This window comes from Streptomyces sp. Alt3, from assembly GCF_030719215.1.
In the GTDB taxonomy this organism is placed as follows: domain Bacteria; phylum Actinomycetota; class Actinomycetes; order Streptomycetales; family Streptomycetaceae; genus Streptomyces; species Streptomyces glycanivorans.
The window spans coordinates 4,620,261-4,636,913 of the sequence record NZ_CP120983.1; the positions used below are offsets into that span (position 1 = coordinate 4,620,261).

Annotated in this window: 18 protein-coding genes; 11 read left to right on the forward strand and 7 right to left on the reverse strand. The window is 69.7% G+C overall.

Going from position 1 to position 16,653, the window contains the following annotated elements:
* Nucleotides 1-31 precede the first annotated feature (31 nt).
* The 3 genes from P8A20_RS20390 to P8A20_RS20400 form a co-directional block, all read right to left on the reverse strand.
* Nucleotides 32-517 carry an ATP-binding protein gene (locus P8A20_RS20390; RefSeq protein WP_187282119.1) on the reverse strand — a complete coding sequence of 162 codons (486 nt, stop codon included), beginning with the start codon at nt 515-517 and terminating at the stop codon, nt 32-34.
* A gap of 82 nt (nt 518-599) precedes the next feature.
* Entirely contained in the window at nt 600-953 is a 354-nt protein-coding gene (locus tag P8A20_RS20395) for an STAS domain-containing protein (RefSeq protein WP_147958943.1), read from the reverse strand.
* A gap of 120 nt (nt 954-1,073) precedes the next feature.
* On the reverse strand, nt 1,074-1,670 hold the full coding sequence (locus P8A20_RS20400) for a hypothetical protein (protein ID WP_147958944.1): 597 nt from the start codon (nt 1,668-1,670) through the stop codon (nt 1,074-1,076).
* A 291-nt stretch (nt 1,671-1,961) separates the two neighbouring features.
* On the opposite strand from P8A20_RS20400, the gene hemL reads away from it, so the two are divergent.
* From hemL to ccsB, 7 genes are all read left to right on the forward strand, one after another.
* Nucleotides 1,962-3,269, forward strand: coding sequence for a glutamate-1-semialdehyde 2,1-aminomutase (gene hemL, locus P8A20_RS20405; RefSeq protein ID WP_306103992.1), 1,308 nt, complete (start codon nt 1,962-1,964; stop codon nt 3,267-3,269).
* A complete protein-coding gene (locus P8A20_RS20410) occupies nt 3,266-3,952 on the forward strand; it encodes a histidine phosphatase family protein (protein ID WP_147958945.1) in 687 nt (228 codons plus the stop codon). Before hemL ends, P8A20_RS20410 begins: the two co-directional genes overlap by 4 nt.
* Before the next feature lie 220 nt (nt 3,953-4,172).
* A complete protein-coding gene (locus P8A20_RS20415; RefSeq protein ID WP_147958946.1) occupies nt 4,173-5,429 on the forward strand; it encodes a polysaccharide deacetylase family protein in 1,257 nt (418 codons plus the stop codon).
* A gap of 67 nt (nt 5,430-5,496) precedes the next feature.
* The gene (locus P8A20_RS20420; RefSeq protein ID WP_147958947.1) at nt 5,497-6,102 is read left to right on the forward strand and encodes a TlpA family protein disulfide reductase; all 606 of its coding nucleotides are present in this window, start codon (nt 5,497-5,499) and stop codon (nt 6,100-6,102) included.
* On the forward strand, nt 6,099-6,872 hold the full coding sequence (locus tag P8A20_RS20425) for a cytochrome c biogenesis CcdA family protein (RefSeq protein ID WP_147958948.1): 774 nt from the start codon (nt 6,099-6,101) through the stop codon (nt 6,870-6,872). The genes P8A20_RS20420 and P8A20_RS20425 overlap by 4 nt, the downstream gene beginning before the upstream one ends.
* A gap of 4 nt (nt 6,873-6,876) precedes the next feature.
* Nucleotides 6,877-8,577, forward strand: coding sequence for a cytochrome c biogenesis protein ResB (resB, locus tag P8A20_RS20430; RefSeq protein ID WP_147958949.1), 1,701 nt, complete (start codon nt 6,877-6,879; stop codon nt 8,575-8,577).
* The gene (ccsB, locus tag P8A20_RS20435; protein WP_147958950.1) at nt 8,574-9,653 is read left to right on the forward strand and encodes a c-type cytochrome biogenesis protein CcsB; all 1,080 of its coding nucleotides are present in this window, start codon (nt 8,574-8,576) and stop codon (nt 9,651-9,653) included. Before resB ends, ccsB begins: the two co-directional genes overlap by 4 nt.
* 67 nt (nt 9,654-9,720) lie before the next feature.
* Here the strand turns inward: ccsB and P8A20_RS20440 are convergent, their stop codons facing one another.
* Complete coding sequence (locus tag P8A20_RS20440) at nt 9,721-11,037, reverse strand: aldehyde dehydrogenase family protein (RefSeq protein ID WP_306103993.1); 1,317 nt, start codon at nt 11,035-11,037, stop codon at nt 9,721-9,723.
* Nucleotides 11,034-11,729 (reverse strand): type 1 glutamine amidotransferase domain-containing protein, encoded by a 696-nt coding sequence (locus P8A20_RS20445; protein ID WP_147958952.1) that lies wholly within the window; start codon nt 11,727-11,729, stop codon nt 11,034-11,036. The genes P8A20_RS20440 and P8A20_RS20445 overlap by 4 nt, the downstream gene beginning before the upstream one ends.
* Before the next feature lie 176 nt (nt 11,730-11,905).
* Between P8A20_RS20445 and P8A20_RS20450 the strand changes: the two genes are divergently transcribed.
* On the forward strand, nt 11,906-12,346 hold the full coding sequence (locus tag P8A20_RS20450) for a MarR family winged helix-turn-helix transcriptional regulator (RefSeq protein ID WP_147958953.1): 441 nt from the start codon (nt 11,906-11,908) through the stop codon (nt 12,344-12,346).
* A gap of 63 nt (nt 12,347-12,409) precedes the next feature.
* Here the strand turns inward: P8A20_RS20450 and P8A20_RS20455 are convergent, their stop codons facing one another.
* Entirely contained in the window at nt 12,410-12,817 is a 408-nt protein-coding gene (locus tag P8A20_RS20455) for a PLD nuclease N-terminal domain-containing protein (protein ID WP_147958954.1), read from the reverse strand.
* An 89-nt stretch (nt 12,818-12,906) separates the two neighbouring features.
* On the opposite strand from P8A20_RS20455, the gene P8A20_RS20460 reads away from it, so the two are divergent.
* Together P8A20_RS20460 and mqnP are read left to right on the forward strand one after the other, a co-directional pair.
* On the forward strand, nt 12,907-14,364 hold the full coding sequence (locus tag P8A20_RS20460) for a menaquinone biosynthesis decarboxylase (RefSeq protein ID WP_147958955.1): 1,458 nt from the start codon (nt 12,907-12,909) through the stop codon (nt 14,362-14,364).
* On the forward strand, nt 14,361-15,272 hold the full coding sequence (mqnP, locus tag P8A20_RS20465; RefSeq protein WP_306103994.1) for a menaquinone biosynthesis prenyltransferase MqnP: 912 nt from the start codon (nt 14,361-14,363) through the stop codon (nt 15,270-15,272). The genes P8A20_RS20460 and mqnP overlap by 4 nt, the downstream gene beginning before the upstream one ends.
* Here the strand turns inward: mqnP and P8A20_RS20470 are convergent.
* A complete protein-coding gene (locus P8A20_RS20470) occupies nt 15,262-15,867 on the reverse strand; it encodes a rhomboid family intramembrane serine protease (protein ID WP_306103995.1) in 606 nt (201 codons plus the stop codon). The genes mqnP and P8A20_RS20470 overlap by 11 nt on opposite strands.
* Before the next feature lie 94 nt (nt 15,868-15,961).
* Between P8A20_RS20470 and P8A20_RS20475 the strand changes: the two genes are divergently transcribed.
* A complete protein-coding gene (locus tag P8A20_RS20475) occupies nt 15,962-16,645 on the forward strand; it encodes a UbiX family flavin prenyltransferase (RefSeq protein WP_147958956.1) in 684 nt (227 codons plus the stop codon).
* Nucleotides 16,646-16,653 lie beyond the last annotated feature (8 nt).

A 16,653-nucleotide genomic window follows, 5' to 3' on the forward strand; every position in this document is an offset into this window, starting at 1 on the left:
CCCACGGCCGTCGGCGCGCACGCCCCGGCGTTCAGGTGAGGGCGACCAGCGCCACGATGTGCTTCCCGCCGGGGAGGTACGTGATGGAGACCCGCCTCGCCAGGCGGCGTACCAGGAGCCAGCCGTAGCCGCCGATGGAGGCGGCGGCCGGATCGCGCTCCGCGGTGACCGGGGCGCGGGTGCTGGCGTCGGCGACCGTGAGGAGGAGGCCGTCGTCGGTGATCTGCGCGGTGAACCCGGTGAGCCCTCCGCCGTGCCGGACCGCGTTGGTCACGAGCTCGGAGGTGACCAGCAGCGCGTCCGCGACGACGACGTCGGCGGGGCCCTCCCCGTCGAGCACGCAGAACTCAGCCTCCAGGAGTCGGGTGACCATGTCCCGGGCCGCGGCCGCGTTCCGTGGCACCCCGGGCACGGGGCGCGCACCCGTCGGCTGCTCCGGCGCAGGCGGGCCGGCGGCTTCCTCCGGCCCATCGGCAGGAATCGCGCCGTCGCTCAGCACTTCTCGTTCCCCGTTCATTGCCCTCTGCGCCTGCCCGGTCGGGCCCGGGCCACACGTCCGAACCGGGGGCCGGTCCGTGGACGGTGCTGCCCGGGGGCGGTCAGCACCGCAGCGCCGCGTCCACCGTGTCGGCGAACGTGAAGGCACCGAGCGTGCCCGAGACCTCGAACAGCCTGCGTACGCCCGTGTCCAGCGGTCCGGCCAGCACCAGTCGTACTCCGGCCCCGGCATGGCGCCGCTGCGCGTTCAACAGGGCGTGCAGGGCCGTCGAGTCGGCGAACCGCAGCAGGGACAGGTCCGCCACCGTGAGCCGTCCGCCCGCCCCGACGGCCTCCTCCAGCGCGTCGACCAGCTCGGAAGGGCCCGACCACCCGTCCAGGCTTCCCCGGACACGGATCAGGACGACACCGTCGTCCGTGGTCTCCACGACCACATGCAGTTCATCCGCCGTCATGCGTCATATGTTCCTACACCGCGAAAACGGTGTGGAGCGCGGTCCCGGCATCAGGACCGGGCAGGTCCCGGCGTCCGGCCCCGGTGACTCCGCCTCCCGCGACAGGGGCGTGCCGCTGCGTCAGGGCCACACCAGGCAGTACGCCTGGTGCCCCGCGTCGTGCAGCCGGTGGGAGAAGTCCTGCCACTCGTGGAGCAGCTGGTAGACGTTGAACGCGTCGCGCGGGCCGCCGCGGTCCGGGACCGTGGACCAGATGAAGGCCGCCGCGCCGACCGACTCCTCGCCGACGTCACGCAGGGGGTCCACCACCGTCATCGGCAGCTTGACCACCGCGTAGTCGGGGTGCAGCACGACCAGCTCCAGCGGTGGCACCTTGTGCAGGGGTATGCCCTGTATGCCGGTGAGGACCATGGCCGCCACGGTCTCGGGCTTGATCTTGCTGAACATGCCGCCCATGCCCAGTTCGTCGCCGCCCAGCTCCTCGGGCCGCATGGAAATGGGCACACGTGCGGCGGTGGCCCCGTCGGGGGCACCGAAGTACTTGTAGGTCACCCCCACCCTTCCACTGCTCCTGCTCCCCGGACCCTCGACGCCACCCGCCGGTGCGTCCCGTAGGCGCTCGGCCTCGCGTTCCGCCCTGCGCCGGTGCCGCCCTCGCCGGGCAGGCTCGGGCCCCAGGTCGTCGGTCCCTTCGCCCACTCCGCCACCGCGATGCATATCTCATCCACCCGACTACTTCTTAGGAGACACAGCCCCGCCGCGCAACCCGATCATCGTCAGTGACCTCCCCCACGGGCGTGCGGTGAAACACCTGTCCGCAAGACCGTCCACGCCTCTGACACCATGGCATGTGTGAGCTTTCCCTATGACGCCCCAGTTTTGCAGACGCGAGGAGACTGACGCCCTTTCGTTGTACGAGCCTCATACGGGGAGAGCGCGCTCCCTGCTCACCGGCGGCCGGAATTCCGGCCAGGCCCCCCGAATCCCGAATCGCAGATCAGGACCAAAGTGGCGTATTCATACGAAGCCCCAGTTTCACAGACGCTTTTCGACCGTGCGTCCCACGTGACGCCCGGTGGCGTGAACTCTCCCGTGCGCGCCTTCCGCGCCGTGGGCGGTACGCCCCGGTTCATGGTGTCCGGCAAGGGTCCGTACCTCACCGACGCCGACGGCCGTGAGTACGTCGACCTCGTGTGTTCGTGGGGGCCGATGATCCTCGGCCACGCGCACCCCGAGGTCACCGCGGCAGTCCAGGAGGCGGTGGCCCGGGGTACCTCGTTCGGTACGCCCGGTGAGGGCGAGGTCGCGCTCGCCGAGGAGATCGTGGCCCGGATCGAGCCCGTGGAGCAGGTGCGGCTGGTGTCGTCCGGCACCGAGGCGACCATGTCCGCGATCCGGCTCGCCCGTGGCTTCACCGGGCGCGCCAAGGTCGTGAAGTTCGCCGGGTGTTACCACGGGCACGTCGACGCGCTGCTGGCCGCCGCCGGCTCCGGGGTCGCCACCTTCGGTCTCCCCGACACGCCCGGGGTGACCGGGGCGCAGGCGGGGGACACGATCGTGCTCCCGTACAACGACCTGGAGGCCGTGCGCGCCGCGTTCGCCGCGCAGCCGGGCGAGATCGCCTGTGTGATCACCGAGGCGTCGCCGGGCAACATGGGCGTCGTGCCGCCGCTGGACGGTTTCAACGCCGGGCTGAAGGAGATCTGCGCGGCCGACGGCGCGCTGTACATCTCCGACGAGGTGATGACCGGATTCCGTACGTCGAAGGCCGGCTGGTACGGCATCGACGGGGTGCGGCCGGACCTGATGACCTTCGGCAAGGTCATGGGCGGCGGCTTCCCGGCCGCCGCGTTCGGGGGCCGCGCCGACGTGATGGCCCGCCTGGCACCGGCCGGACCCGTCTACCAGGCGGGCACCCTCTCCGGTAACCCGGTCGCCACCGCCGCCGGTCTCGCCCAGCTGCGGCTGCTCGACGACGCGGCCTACGCGAAGGTGGACGCGGTCTCCGCGGAGCTGCGCTCCCTCGTCGGGGAGGCCTTCACCAAGGAGGGCGTCGCGCACACGGTGTCGGCGGCGAGCAACATGTTCTCCGTCTTCTTCACCGACGAGCCCGTCCACGACTACGAGGACGCGAAGAAGCAGGAAGCGTTCCGTTTCACCGCGTTCTTCCACTCGATGCTGGAGCAGGGCGTGTATCTGCCGCCGTCCGCGTTCGAGTCCTGGTTCGTCTCCACTGCCCACGACGCGCAGGCGCTGGAGCGGATCGCCGCGGCGCTGCCCGCCGCCGCCCGCGCCGCATCGGAGGCCGTCGCATGAGCGCCACCGAGAAGGACATCACCGTCGTCCACCTGATGCGCCACGGTGAGGTGCACAACCCGGAGGGCGTGCTCTACGGGCGCCGCGCCGGCTACAGCCTGTCCGAGCTCGGCCGCCGGATGGCCGACCGGGTGGCCGAGCACCTGGAGAAGCGCGACATCACGTATGTCGTGGCCTCCCCGCTGGAGCGTGCCCAGGAGACGGCCACGCCGATCGCCTCGTCGCACAGCGTGGACCTGGCCACCGACGAGCGCCTCATCGAGGCCGCCAACGTCTTCGAGGGCAAGACCTTCGGGGTCGGCGACGGCGCGCTGCGCAAGCCCGAGAACTGGAAGCACCTCACCAACCCCTTCAAGCCGTCCTGGGGTGAGCCGTACGTCGAGCAGGTCGTGCGGATGATGGGCGCGCTGGACGCGGCGCGCGACGCCGCGCGCGGGCACGAGGCGGTCTGCGTCAGCCACCAGCTGCCGATCTGGATCGTGCGCAGCTTCGTGGAGCGGCGCAGGCTGTGGCACGACCCGCGCAAGCGGCAGTGCACCCTGGCCTCGTTGACGAGCTTCACGTACCAGGGGGACAAGATCGTGTCCGTCGGGTACACCGAGCCCGCCCGGGACCTGGTGCCTGCGCATCTGCTCGCGGGGGCGAAGCCGGTGAAGGGGCAGTCCAAGGCGTTCGGCGCGTAGCCGGCCCCCGCCTCGCGGATCGGGACCCGTACGCCGCGCACCCGGCCCGTACTCCGGGCCTGTGCGCGGCGCCCGTCCGTGTGCCGTGTGCGGCACCTGTAAGGGTGTGTTCACGTAACAACTTTTGTGATTATCGGCGGAACCGTCGTGTTGGTTTCCTCATCTAAGCCATCGCCAGTTTGTATGGCATTGAGGTAATACGACCGCAGATGGGGACGCTATGCGTGAAATCAACCGAAGGGGCCTGCTCGGGGCCGGACTCGGAGCCGCAGCCGCACTCACGATGACCGGCTGCGGCTCCCTCGGGTCATCGGACGGCGGACGGCCGGAAACCGAGAAGGGCGGCAACGGCGGCAAGGCCACGCCCGGGAATGGCGGCGGCCCACCGGAGAAACACGTCAGGCTGATCGGCGACGGTTCCACGGCGGACACCGGAAAGCAGCCGAATCAGCCGGCCGCTCCCGTTCCGCTGGAACCCGGCCAGACACCCCCGCAGTTCGTGATCTTTTCCTGGGACGGGGCGGGCGAGGTCGGCAACGGTCTCTTCCCGCGCTTTCTCGAACTCGCCCAGGAGCACGACGCGGCGATGACCTTCTTCCTCTCGGGGCTCTATGTACTGCCCGAGTCGAAGAAGTCCCTCTACCGGCCGCCCAACAACCCCCGTGGTGCCTCCGACATCGGCTATCTCACCGACGACCACGTCAAGCAGACGCTGAAGTACGTCCGCCAGGCATGGCTCGACGGGCATGAGATCGGCACCCATTTCAACGGGCATTTCTGCGGTGGCTCCGGGTCGGTCGGGGACTGGACGCCCGCGCAATGGCAGAGCGAGATCGACCAGGCCGTGTCGTTCGTCACCGAATGGCGCACGAACACCGGGTGGACGGACGTCGACCCGCTGCCCTTCGACTACCGCAAGGAACTGGTCGGAGGCCGTACGCCCTGTCTGCTCGGCCAGGACAACCTCCTGCCCACGGCGAAGCAGCTGGGCTGGCGCTACGACGCCAGTTCGCCGGGCGGCAGCCAGATGTGGCCCGTGAAGCGCCAGGGCGTCTGGGATCTCCCGCTGCAGGGCATTCCGTTCCCCGGCCACACCTTCGAGGTCCTCTCCATGGACTACAACATCCTCGCCAACCAGTCGAAGAATTCGACCAAGGGGATGCCGTCGCGCTATCCCGGCTGGCGTACCCAGGCCACCGAGGCCTATGTCGCGGGATTCGAGCGTGCCTACGGGACGAACCGCGCGCCCTTCTACATCGGAAACCACTTCGAGGAGTGGAACGGCGGTATCTACATGGATGCCGTGGAGGACGCGCTCAAACACATCGCGGGCAAGCCGGATGTGCGCCTCGTCTCCTTCCGGCAGTTCGTCGACTGGCTCGACGCACAGGACCCCGCGGTGCTCGCGAAGCTTCGTTCGCTCCAGGTCGGACAGGCTCCCGAGGGCGGCTGGAACACCTTCTTTAAACAGGCTTGACAAGGGGCTTTACGGGCACCGAGGGGGGTGCGCAAGATCCCTGGAACTGCCATGCGAAACTTTTCACATGAGCTCTGGCCGCGCACCCCGACGCCGCTCCACCCTGCTCGCCGCCACTGCTGTGGCCGGTGCCCTGACCCTGTCCGCGTGCAGTGGGGACGGCAACCGGGCGGGCGGTGGCGGCAACACGAACTTCGTCACCGGCAGTGGCGGGATCTCGACCGTCGCCAAGGGCGAGCGCACCGACGCGCCGAAGCTCGCGGGCGCGACCCTGGACGGCGCGGACCTCGACATCGCCGACTACAAGGGCAAGGTCGTCGTCCTGAACTTCTGGGGATCGTGGTGCGGCCCCTGCCGCGCGGAGGCCAAGCACTTCGTGAAGGTCTCCGAGGAGATGAAGGACCAGGGCGTCCAGTTCGTCGGCGTCAACACCCGTGACCCCCAGAAGTCCCTCGCGGTCAGCTTCGAGGAGGACTTCGGGGTCACCTACCCGAGCCTCTACGACCCGACCGGGAAGCAGCTCCTGCGCTTCCCCAAGGGCACGCTGAACCCGAAGGCCATCCCGTCGACCGTGGTCGTCGACCGGGAGGGGAAGCTCGCCGCCCGGTCCCTCGCGGCGCTCGACGCCACGAAGCTGCGCGAGATGATCGACCCGCTGGTCGCCGAGAAGTGACCGCCGTACTCCAGCTGGCCGCGACCACCGGCGGAAACGAGACGGTGGCCGGCGGGGCCCTCATAGTGGCGCTGCCCATCGCCCTGCTCGGAGGGCTCGTCTCCTTCTTCTCGCCCTGCGTCCTGCCGCTCGTGCCCGGCTACCTCAGCTACGTCACCGGGGTCAGCGGCGCCGATCTCGCCGAACGCCGCAGGGGCAGGACCGTCGTCGGCGCCTCGCTCTTCGTCCTCGGCTTCACCGCCGTGTTCGTCTCCGGCGGCGCGCTCTTCGGCTTCTTCGGCCAGACGCTCCAGGAGTACAGCGGGACGCTCTCCAAGGTCCTCGGCGCGCTCATGATCCTCATGGGGATCTTCTTCATGGGCCTCCTGCCCTGGATGACGCAGCGCGAGTTCCGCATCCACAAGCGGCCGGTGACCGGGCTGGCGGGAGCGCCGCTGCTCGGCGCGCTCTTCGGGATCGGCTGGACACCCTGTCTCGGACCGACGCTCGCCTCCGTCAACGCGCTCGCCTTCGACCAGGCGACCGCCGGACGTGGGGCGATCCTGTCCGTGGCGTACTGCCTGGGGCTCGGTGTCCCCTTCGTCCTGGCGGCGATCGCCTTCCGCCGGGCGCTCGGCGCGTTCGGCTGGGTCAAACGCCACTACGCATGGGTCATGCGGATCGGCGGCGGCATGATGATCGTGACCGGAATCCTCCTGCTGACGGGTGCGTGGGACGTGCTCATCCAGGAGATGCAGGTCTGGTCCAACGGCTTCACTGTGGGGATCTGAGTCCATGAGCAACACGAACACCACGGACGAGCGCGACCTCGGCCAGGCCGGGGAACAGCTCTCCACCGCTCCGCGCGAGGAGCCGGCGGCCTCCCTGCCCTCCATGGGCGTCATCGGCTGGGCCCGCTGGTTCTGGCGGCAGCTCACCTCCATGCGGGTCGCGCTGATCCTGCTGTTCATGCTGTCGCTCGGCGCCATCCCCGGCTCGCTGATCCCGCAGAACAGCGTGGACGAACTGAAGGTGCAGACCTTCAAGGAGGCCCACACCACCGTCAGCCCGGTCTACGAGAAGCTGCAGTTCTTCGACGTCTACAGTTCGGTGTGGTTCTCCGCGATCTACATCCTGCTGTTCGTCTCGCTGATCGGCTGCATCGTCCCGCGCACCTGGCAGTTCGTCGGGCAGCTGCGTGGCCGCCCGCCGGGCGCGCCGAAGAAGCTGACGCGGCTGCCGGCCTACACCACCTGGCGCACGGACGCGGAACCCGAGCAGGTCCGTGAGGTCGCCCTCTCCATCCTGCGCAGGCGGCGTTTCCGCTCGCACGTCGTCGGTGACGCGGTCGCGGCTGAGAAGGGCTATCTGCGCGAGACCGGGAACCTGCTCTTCCACATCGCGCTGATCGTCATGCTGGTCGCGTTCGCCGGTGGGCAGCTCTTCAAGTCCGAGGGCGGCAAACTGGTCGTCGAGGGCGACGGGTTCGCCAACACCATCACCCAGTACGACGACTTCAAGTCCGGTTCGCTCTTCGACGACGACGATCTCACCCCCTTCAGCTTCGACCTCCAGGACTTCGTCGGTACGTACGAGCGCAACGGCCCCCAGCGCGGGACGCCCCGCACCTACGAGGCACGCGTGACGTACGCCGAGGGCGCGGACGGGGAGACGAGGAAGAAGGTCATCGAGGTCAACAAGCCGCTCGTCGTCGACGGTACGAAGGTCTACCTCAACGCGCACGGCTACGCCCCGGTCATCTCCGTCAAGGACGGCGAGGGCAAGGAGGTCTACCGGAGCGCGGTGCCTCTGCTGCCCATCGACAACAACGTCACCTCGACCGGCGCGATCAAGGTGATGGACGGCTACAAGGACAAGAACGGCAAGAAGTCCCAGCTGGGCTTCCAGGCGTTCTTCGTGCCGACGTTCGCCGGTGACGGCCAGGGCACGATGTTCTCGCAGTACCCCGGCCTCGACTACCCGGTCCTCGCGCTCAACGGCTACTACGGCAGCCTCGGCGTGGACTCCGGGCTGCCGCAGAACGTCTACCAGCTCGACACGTCCAAGATGAAGGAATTCAAGGACAGCAACGGGGACAAGCTGAAGAAGCGGCTGCGCCCGGGGGAGACCATGAAGCTCCCCGACGGCGCGGGGTCGATCACCTTCGAGAGCGTCGAGGAGTGGGCCAGCTTCCAGATCACGCGTCAGCCCGCGAGCGGATGGGCGCTCACCGGCGCCGTCGCCGCCATCATCGGCCTCGCCGGATCGCTCTTCATCCAGCGCCGCCGGGTGTGGGTGCGGGCCGTGCGGGGGGCGGACGGTGTCACCGTCGTCGAGATGGCGGGCCTGGGACGCAGTGAGTCCGCGAAGCTCCCCGAGGAGCTGACCGACCTCGCGGTCGCGCTCCACACCGAGGCACCGACCGCGTCCGGACCCGATCCCGACCACCGTCCCGAGCAACCCTCCGAAGAACCTGCCGAAGGGGCTGAGAAGTGAATCTCGCCGCCGCAACCAACGAGAATCTGGCGAACATCAGCAACACGCTGATCTATTCGTCGATGGCCGTCTACACCCTGGCCTTCTTCGCGCACATCGCGGAGTGGGTGTTCGGCAGCCGGAGCAAGGTCGGCCGCACGGCCGCCGCGCTCAAGAAGGACTCGGCCACCGGTCCGGCGGTGAAGGTGCAGGCCGCGCAGAAGGGCGGCACCGCCGTGCTGGAGCGCCCCCAGGTCGTGACGCGTTCCGCCGCCGGTTCCCGGGACGTCCCGGACGGCCCCGGTGCGGCCGGCGGCACCTTCAAGGGTGACCTGTGGGGGCGTATCGCGGTCTCCCTGACCGTCGTCGCCTTCGCGGTCCAGGCGGGTGGAGTCGTCGCACGCGCCCTGTCGGTGCAGCGGGCCCCCTGGGGCAACATGTACGAGTTCTCGATCACCTTCTCCACCGTGGCGGTCGGCGCGTACCTGATCCTCCTGGCGCTGAGGAAGAACGTCCGCTGGATCGGTCTGATGCTGGTCACCACGGTCCTGCTGGACCTGGGCATCGCGACGACCACGCTGTACACCGACAGCGACCAGCTGGTCCCCGCGCTGCACTCCTACTGGCTGTGGATCCACGTCTCCACCGCCATCATCTGCGGCGCCGTCTTCTACCTGGGCGCCGTCGGCACGCTGCTCTACCTGTTCCGCGACAGCTACGAGAACAAGATCGCGAGCGGCGGCACGCCCGGGAAGTTCGCGACCTCCGTCATGGAGCGGCTGCCTGCCGCGAAGTCCCTGGACACCTTCGCCTACCGCATCAACGCCGCCGTCTTCCCGCTGTGGACGTTCACGATCATCGCGGGCGCGATCTGGGCGGGCGACGCCTGGGGCCGCTACTGGGGCTGGGACCCCAAGGAGGTCTGGTCCTTCATCACCTGGGTCGCGTACGCCGCCTACCTGCACGCCCGCGCGACGGCCGGCTGGAAGGGCCGCAAGGCCGCCTACCTGGCGCTGGTCGCCTTCGGCTGCTGGCTCTTCAACTACTACGGCGTGAACATCTTCGTCACCGGCAAGCACTCCTACGCCGGAGTCTGACGGGCACACCCGCGTACGACGGGAGGGCGCGACCATCGCTGGTCGCGCCCTCCCGCCGTAGGTGCTCTCAGCCGAGCGGGGTGTCCAGGACCGCCTTGCGGTGGCTGAACGTCTCCAGGGAGTACCGGCCGTGGTAGTTGCCCATGCCGCTCTCGCCGACCCCGCCGAAGGGCAGGTCCGAGACGGTCAGATGGGCGAGCGGCAGACCCACGCCCACGCCGCCCGAGGAGGTCTCGGTCAGCAGCCGTTCCCGCACGGCCTGGTCCTGGGTGAACGCGTACAGGGCCAGCGGCTTGTCACGGTCGTTGATGAAGCCGATGGCCTCGTCGAGCCCGTCCACGGTGACGATCGGCAGCACCGGGCCGAAGATCTCCTCGCCCATCACGGGGGAGTCGGGAGAGACATCGGCCAGCACGGTCGGGGCGATGTACTTCTCGTCCCGGTCGTGGGCCCCGCCCGTCACCGTGCGGCCGGAGTCCAGGAGGCCGACCAGCCGGTCGAAGTGGCGCTCGTTCACGATCCGGCCGTACTCCGGGCTGGTGGACGCGTCCTGGCCGAACAGGCCCTCGACCGCGGCCGAGAGTGCGTCCGCCAGGGCCGGGGCGGTCTCCGGGTCGGTCAGGACGTAGTCGGGCGCGACACATGTCTGGCCGGCGTTGAGGAACTTCCCGGAGGCCAGCCGGGCGGCCACCGTCTTCAGGTCCGTGTCGCGGTCCACGAACACCGGCGACTTGCCGCCCAGTTCGAGGGTCACCGGCGTGAGGTGCTTCGCCGCGGCGGTCATGACGATCCTGCCGACCGTGCCGTTGCCGGTGTAGAAGATGTGGTCGAAGTGCTCGGCCAGCAGCGCGGTGGTCTCCGGTACCGCGCCCTCCACCACGGCGACGGCGTCCGTGTCCAGGTACTCCGGCAGCAGCCGGGCCACCGCGGCGGAGGTCGCGGGTGCCAGTTCGCTGGGCTTGGCGACGACCGTGTTGCCCGCGGCCAGCGCACCCACGACGGGGGCGAGCAGCAGCTGCACCGGGTAGTTCCACGGGGCGATGACGAGGACGACGCCGAGCGGGTCCTGCACGGTGTGGGCGGTGGCGCCCGCGAGGACCGCCGGTACGGGGGCGGGCTCGGGCCGCAGCCACTCCTCCAGGCGTTCCAGGGTGTGGTCGATCTCCCGGACCGTGAAGTCGATCTCGGTCCGGTAGGACTCCTTGCGGCTCTTGCCGAGGTCGGCCCGGAGCGCCTCGGCCAGTTCGTCGCCGCGCTCGGTGAGCAGGGCGCGCAGCCGCGTCAGCTGGGTGGTGCGCCAGGCGAGGTCCCTGGTGCGGCCGGTGCGGAAGGTGGCACGGAGCCGGGCGACGACCTCCGCCGGGGACTCTGCGGCGGCGCTCACAGGGCGGCCACGATCTCGCGCGCCAGCTGCTCGGAGGAGGCCGGGTTCTGACCGGTGTGCAGGTTGCGGTCGTGCACGGTGTGGACCGCCCAGGGCTCGGCCGAGGCGTAGTCGGCGCCGAGCTCCACCAGACGGTTCTCCAGCAGCCACGGCGCCTTGTCGGCGAGGCCCGCCTGGGTCTCCTCGGCGTTGCTGAAGCCGGTCATGCGGTAGCCGGCGAACGGCCAGCTGCCGTCCTCGCGGCGGGCGGGCAGCAGGGCGGCGGGCGCGTGGCACAGGACGGCGACGTGGGTGCCGGAGTCCAGCGCGGAGGTCAGCAGCCGGCCGGACACCTCGCTGACGGCCAGGTCCTCCATGGGGCCGTGGCCGCCGGGGTAGAAGACGATGTCGTAGGACGTGGGCACGATGTCCTCGAGGCGGGCGGGGATGCGCAGCGTCTCGTCGATCGCGGCGAGGTAGGAGGCCACGGCGTCGGCCTGCTCCTGGCCGCCGTTCGCCTCGGCGGCGAGGCTGGCGGTGTCGACCGTGGGCGCCACGCCGCCGGGGGTGGCGACGGTGATGTCGAAGCCGGCCTGGGTGAAGACGCGGTGCGGGGCGGCGAGTTCCTCCGCCCAGAAGCCGGTGGGATGGGCGGTGCCGTCGTTGAGGGTCCAGTGGTCGGCACCGGTGAGGACGAAGAGTACGGAGGGCATGGGGGGTGCTCCCTACGAGACGCTGGACGAAGGACGCGCGGAACGCGAAGCTTGATATGCTCAAGCAATACCGTTCATGTAACGGGTCAAAGTTGAGCATGTCAAATGAATGCGGGTGCGTGGCGGCCGGAGTCCAGGCCTCCGGACCACGCGTACCGACCGAAGGATGACCGACCATGACGACGGAACCCGCACCCCGCGCCGTCCCTACTCCGGACGAACTGCTGGAACCCCTCGCAGTCGTCGTCCGCGGCCACCACGACGACCTCACCGCCGTCGCCGGTCGTCACGGCCTCAGTACCTCGCAGGCCCGCGCGCTGATCGCCCTCAACGAGCCCATGCCCATGAGCGCGCTGGCCAGTCATCTGGTGTGTGACGCGTCCAACGCCACGGGGCTCATCGGCCGCATGGAGGCCCGAGGCCTGGTGACACGCACCCCGGCGCCCGGCGACCGCCGTTCCAAGGTGGCCGCGCGCACCGAGGAGGGCACCGAGCTGGCGCACCGCATCCGCGCCGAGATGCGGGTGGTGCACGGCGCCCTGGAGGCCCTCACCCCGCAGGAGCGCACGGCTCTGCTGCCCCTGCTCCAGCGGCTGGGGCGACTGCTGTCCTCATGAGGAACGCCTCATGAGGAGCGCCTTATGACGAACGCCTCATGAGGGGAACGTCATGAGGGGACGTCATGAGGCCGCCGGCGGGGTCGGGTCCTCGGGACCCGTGCCGCTCTCCCGGCGCTTGATCTCCTCCTCGCGGCGGCGCAGGTCCGCCTCCCAGTCCTTGAGGAGCGACTCGTCCTTCTTGTTCTCGTCCTTCAGCGACTTGAGGAAGTCGGGATTGTCGTCGGGCGCCACCCAGGTGGTGCGCTGCCTGCGGTGCCACTCCGAAGGGGTGCGGCCGCCCTCGGGCGCGTGGCGCATCTTGCCCGCGGCGAGCCAGACGATCGGCCCGACGATCCAGAACAGCAGGATGATGAAGACCCAGGCGATCTTCGGCAGGTGCTTCGCCTCGTCCTCAGGCGTGTTCAGGCAGTCGATGAACGCGAAGATCGTCAGCGCCAGCGGCAGAAGGTAGATCAAGGCCCTGAGCATCGTGAAGGATCCCCCGAGATGAGGTGGGGAGGCGCACGGACCGCCCCCGGTGACGGGCCCAGGGTAGCCGGTGTCCGATACTTGACCGTATGGCTTACGACGATCTTCGCTCCCTGCTCCGTGCTCTGGAGCGCGAGGGCGATCTCAAGCGCATCAAGGCCGAGGTCGACCCGTACCTGGAGGTCGGCGAGATCGTCGACCGGGTGAACAAGGCGGGCGGGCCCGCGCTGCTCTTCGAGAACGTCAAGGGGGCGTCCATGCCCCTGGCCATGAACGTCTTCGGGACGGACCGGCGGCTGCTCAAGGCGCTCGGGCTGAAGTCCTACGCCGAGATCAGCGACAGGATCGGCGGTCTGCTCAAGCCGGAGCTGCCGCAGGGGTTCGTCGGGATCCGTGAGGCGTTCGGGAAGCTCGGGTCGGTGAGCCACCTGCCGCCGAAGAAGGTGAAGTCCGACAGCGCCCCCGTCCAGGAGGTCGTGCTGACCGGCGACGACGTGGACCTCGACCAGCTGCCCGCGCTCTTCACCTGGCCCGAGGACGGCGGCTCCTTCTTCAACCTCGGTCTCACGCACACCAAGGACCCGGAGACGGGTATCCGCAACCTCGGGCTCTACCGGCTCCAGCGCCACGACAGGCGCACCATCGGGATGCACTGGCAGATCCACAAGGACAGCCGCAACCACTACCAGGTGGCCGCCAGGCGGGGTGAGAAGCTGCCCGTCGCCATCGCGTTCGGGGCCCCGCCCGCGGTCACGTACGCCTCCACGGCGCCGCTGCCGGGGGACATCGACGAGTACCTCTTCGCCGGCTTCGTCCAGGGCAAGCGGATCGAGATGGTCGACTGCAAGACCGTTCCGCTCCAGGTCCCGGCGCAGGCCGAGGTCGTCATCGAGGGCTGGCTGGAGCCGGGCGAGATGCTGCCCGAGGGGCCGTTCGGCGACCACACCGGCTTCTACACCCCGCAGGAGCCCTTCCCCGCGCTGAAGATCGACTGCGTGACGATGCGGAAGCGTCCGCTGCTCCAGTCGATCGTCGTGGGCCGGCCGCCCACCGAGGACGGCCCGCTGGGGCGGGCGACCGAGCGGTTCTTCCTGCCCCTGCTCAAGATCATCGTCCCGGACATCGTGGACTACCACCTGCCGGAGGCGGGCGGCTTCCACAACTGCGCGATCGTCTCGATCGACAAGAAGTACCCGAAGCACGCCCAGAAGGTCATGAGCGCCATCTGGGGGGCGCACATGATGTCGCTGACCAAGCTGATCGTGGTCGTGGACTCCGACTGCGACGTCCACGATCTGCACGAGGTCGCCTGGCGTGCGCTCGGGAACACCGACTACGCGCGGGACCTGACGGTCACCGAAGGCCCGGTCGACCATCTCGACCACGCCTCCTACCAGCAGTTCTGGGGTGGCAAGGCGGGCATCGACGCGACGCGCAAGCTGCCCGAGGAGGGGTACACGCGGGACGGAGGCTGGCCGGAGATGGTCGAGTCCGACCCGGAGACGGCGGCGAAGGTCGACCGCCGGTGGAAGGAGTACGGCCTGTGAGTGCATCGGCCTCGGCGGCTGCTGTCCCGCAGCCGCGCGGCAAGTCCCGCGCGTTCCTGCGGCTGGTGATGATCGAGCACTCGGTCTTCGCGCTGCCCTTCGCCTACATCGCCGCGCTGACCGCGATGTTCAGGCTGGACGGGAACATCCACTGGGGCACGCTGCTGCTCGTGACCATCGCGATGGTCGGACTGCGTACCTTCGCGATGGCCGCCAACCGGATCATCGACCGGGAGATCGACGCCCGTAATCCGCGCACGGAGGGCCGGGAGCTCGTGACCGGCGCGGTCACGGTGAGGTCCGCGTGGACCGGGGCGATCGTCGCGCTCGCCTTCTTCCTCGGTGCCGCGGCCCTGCTGAACCCCCTGTGCCTGATCCTGGCACCCGTGGCGGTCGTGCCGATGGTCGTCTACCCGTACGGCAAGCGGTTCACGAACTTCCCGCACGCGATCCTGGGCCTCGCCCAGGCCATCGGCCCGATCGGTGCCTGGCTGGCGGTCACCGGCAGCTGGTCGTGGGACGCGGTGATCCTGGGGCTCGCCGTCGGCATCTGGATCGGCGGGTTCGACCTGATCTTCGCCTGCCAGGACGTGCGGGCCGACCGCGCCCACGGAGTGCTCTCCTTCCCCGCCCGCTTCGGCATCCCCGCCGCGCTCTGGGGCGCGCGGGTCTGCCACGTGGTGACGACCGGGCTGCTGGTGTGGTTCGGGCTGGCGACGGACGCGGAGATCTTCTACTGGATCGGCATGGTGATCGTCGCCGTCGCCTTCGTGTACGAGCACCGGGTCGTGCGGCCGCACGACCTGTCCCGGCTGAACCGGGCGTTCTTCTCGGTCAACGGCTTCATCGGGATCGCGCTCTTCGCCTGCGCCCTGCTCGACCTGCTGGTGCGCGGTCTCACACCGTGACGTAGTCGTACGGCTCCCGGGGGCGGCGGGGGCGGCGGAAGGCGAACGCCGCCACCACCCCGCCTATGAGGCCGAAGAGATGGCCCTGCCAGCTGATGCCGGACTCGGTCGGCAGGACGCCCCAGAGCAGTGAGCCGTAGACCGCGGCGATCACCACGCCGATGACCACGTCCAGCGGGCGGCGGTCCACGAAGCCGCGGACCAGCAGATAGCCGAAGAGTCCGAAGACCACACCGGACGCGCCGAGCGTCACGGTGTTCGCGGGCGCGGTCAGCCAGACGCCGAGGCCGGACGTCACGATGACCACCAGGACCACGGCCGCGAACCTGCCCAGGCCGCCCAGCGCGGCGATGAAGCCGAGGACCAGCAGCGGGACGCTGTTGGACGCCACGTGTTCCCAGCCGCTGTGCAGGAACGCGGACGGCACGATGTCGGCCAGCTCGGCGGGATCGCGCGGACTGACGCCGTAGGTGTCGAGGGAGTGGCCCGTCGCCGTGTCGATGCCCTCCAGCAGCCACAGCAGCGCGATCCAGGCGAGCATGACGACGCCGGCCGTGACGGCCCGTGCGGTGGCGCTCGTGCGTGTGACCGGCATGGTCACCCCCTGTCCATGACTGTTCCCTCACCGTTGCAACGTCCGGAGCCCCTGGCTCGGTTCCTGATGCGGGGTGCCGGATAGGCTCGGTGGTGTGACAGCCGCGAGTTCGACGAGTCAACAGCAGCGCAGGCCTTGGATTGTCGGGGTGTCGGGCGCATCGGGCACACCCTTCGCTGCCTCGGTGCTGCGTGGGCTGCTTGCTGCGGGGGAGAGCGTCGATCTCGTGGTGAGCCGCGCCTCGCGGCTGACGCTCCTGGACGAGACGGGTATCTCCTACCGGGACGCCCACTGGCAGGAGGACCTGCGCAGCTGGCTGTCGCGGGGTGCCGACGGGAAGCCGGACACCTACCGGCCGGACATCGGCGAGGTGCGCCACTGGGCGGCGGGGGACCTCGCGGCCGGGCCGTCCTCGGGGTCGTACCCGGCGAAGGGGATGCTGATCGTCCCGGCGTCGACGGCGTGTGTCGCCGGGGTCGCGCTCGGGCTCTCGAAGGACCTGCTCCAGCGTGCCGCGAGCGTGACGCTCAAGGAGCGGCGGAAGCTGGTCGTCGCCGTCCGTGAGACTCCGCTCAGCGGTTCGACGCTCAAGCAGATGGTGGCGCTGGACGAGGCGGGCGCGGTCGTGCTGCCCGCCTCTCCGGGTTTCTACGCGGGGGCGACGCACATCCAGGACCTGGTGGACTTCGTCGCCGGGCGGGTGCTGGACGCGGCGGGTGTGCCGCACCAGCTGTACCGCCGGTGGGAGGGGGAGCTCGGTGGCGCCTCCCGGGGCTGAACCGGTGG

Coding starts and splice junctions, on each gene's coding strand:
- P8A20_RS20390 (WP_187282119.1), bottom strand. CDS start 517: ATGAACGGGGAACGAGAAGTGCTGAGCGACGGCGCGATTCCTGCCGAT.
- P8A20_RS20395 (WP_147958943.1), bottom strand. CDS start 953: ATGACGGCGGATGAACTGCATGTGGTCGTGGAGACCACGGACGACGGT.
- P8A20_RS20400 (WP_147958944.1), bottom strand. CDS start 1,670: ATGCATCGCGGTGGCGGAGTGGGCGAAGGGACCGACGACCTGGGGCCC.
- P8A20_RS20410 (WP_147958945.1), top strand. CDS start 3,266: ATGAGCGCCACCGAGAAGGACATCACCGTCGTCCACCTGATGCGCCAC.
- P8A20_RS20415 (WP_147958946.1), top strand. CDS start 4,173: ATGCGTGAAATCAACCGAAGGGGCCTGCTCGGGGCCGGACTCGGAGCC.
- P8A20_RS20420 (WP_147958947.1), top strand. CDS start 5,497: ATGAGCTCTGGCCGCGCACCCCGACGCCGCTCCACCCTGCTCGCCGCC.
- resB (WP_147958949.1), top strand. CDS start 6,877: ATGAGCAACACGAACACCACGGACGAGCGCGACCTCGGCCAGGCCGGG.
- P8A20_RS20445 (WP_147958952.1), bottom strand. CDS start 11,729: ATGCCCTCCGTACTCTTCGTCCTCACCGGTGCCGACCACTGGACCCTC.
- P8A20_RS20450 (WP_147958953.1), top strand. CDS start 11,906: ATGACGACGGAACCCGCACCCCGCGCCGTCCCTACTCCGGACGAACTG.
- P8A20_RS20455 (WP_147958954.1), bottom strand. CDS start 12,817: ATGCTCAGGGCCTTGATCTACCTTCTGCCGCTGGCGCTGACGATCTTC.
- P8A20_RS20460 (WP_147958955.1), top strand. CDS start 12,907: ATGGCTTACGACGATCTTCGCTCCCTGCTCCGTGCTCTGGAGCGCGAG.
- P8A20_RS20470 (WP_306103995.1), bottom strand. CDS start 15,867: ATGCCGGTCACACGCACGAGCGCCACCGCACGGGCCGTCACGGCCGGC.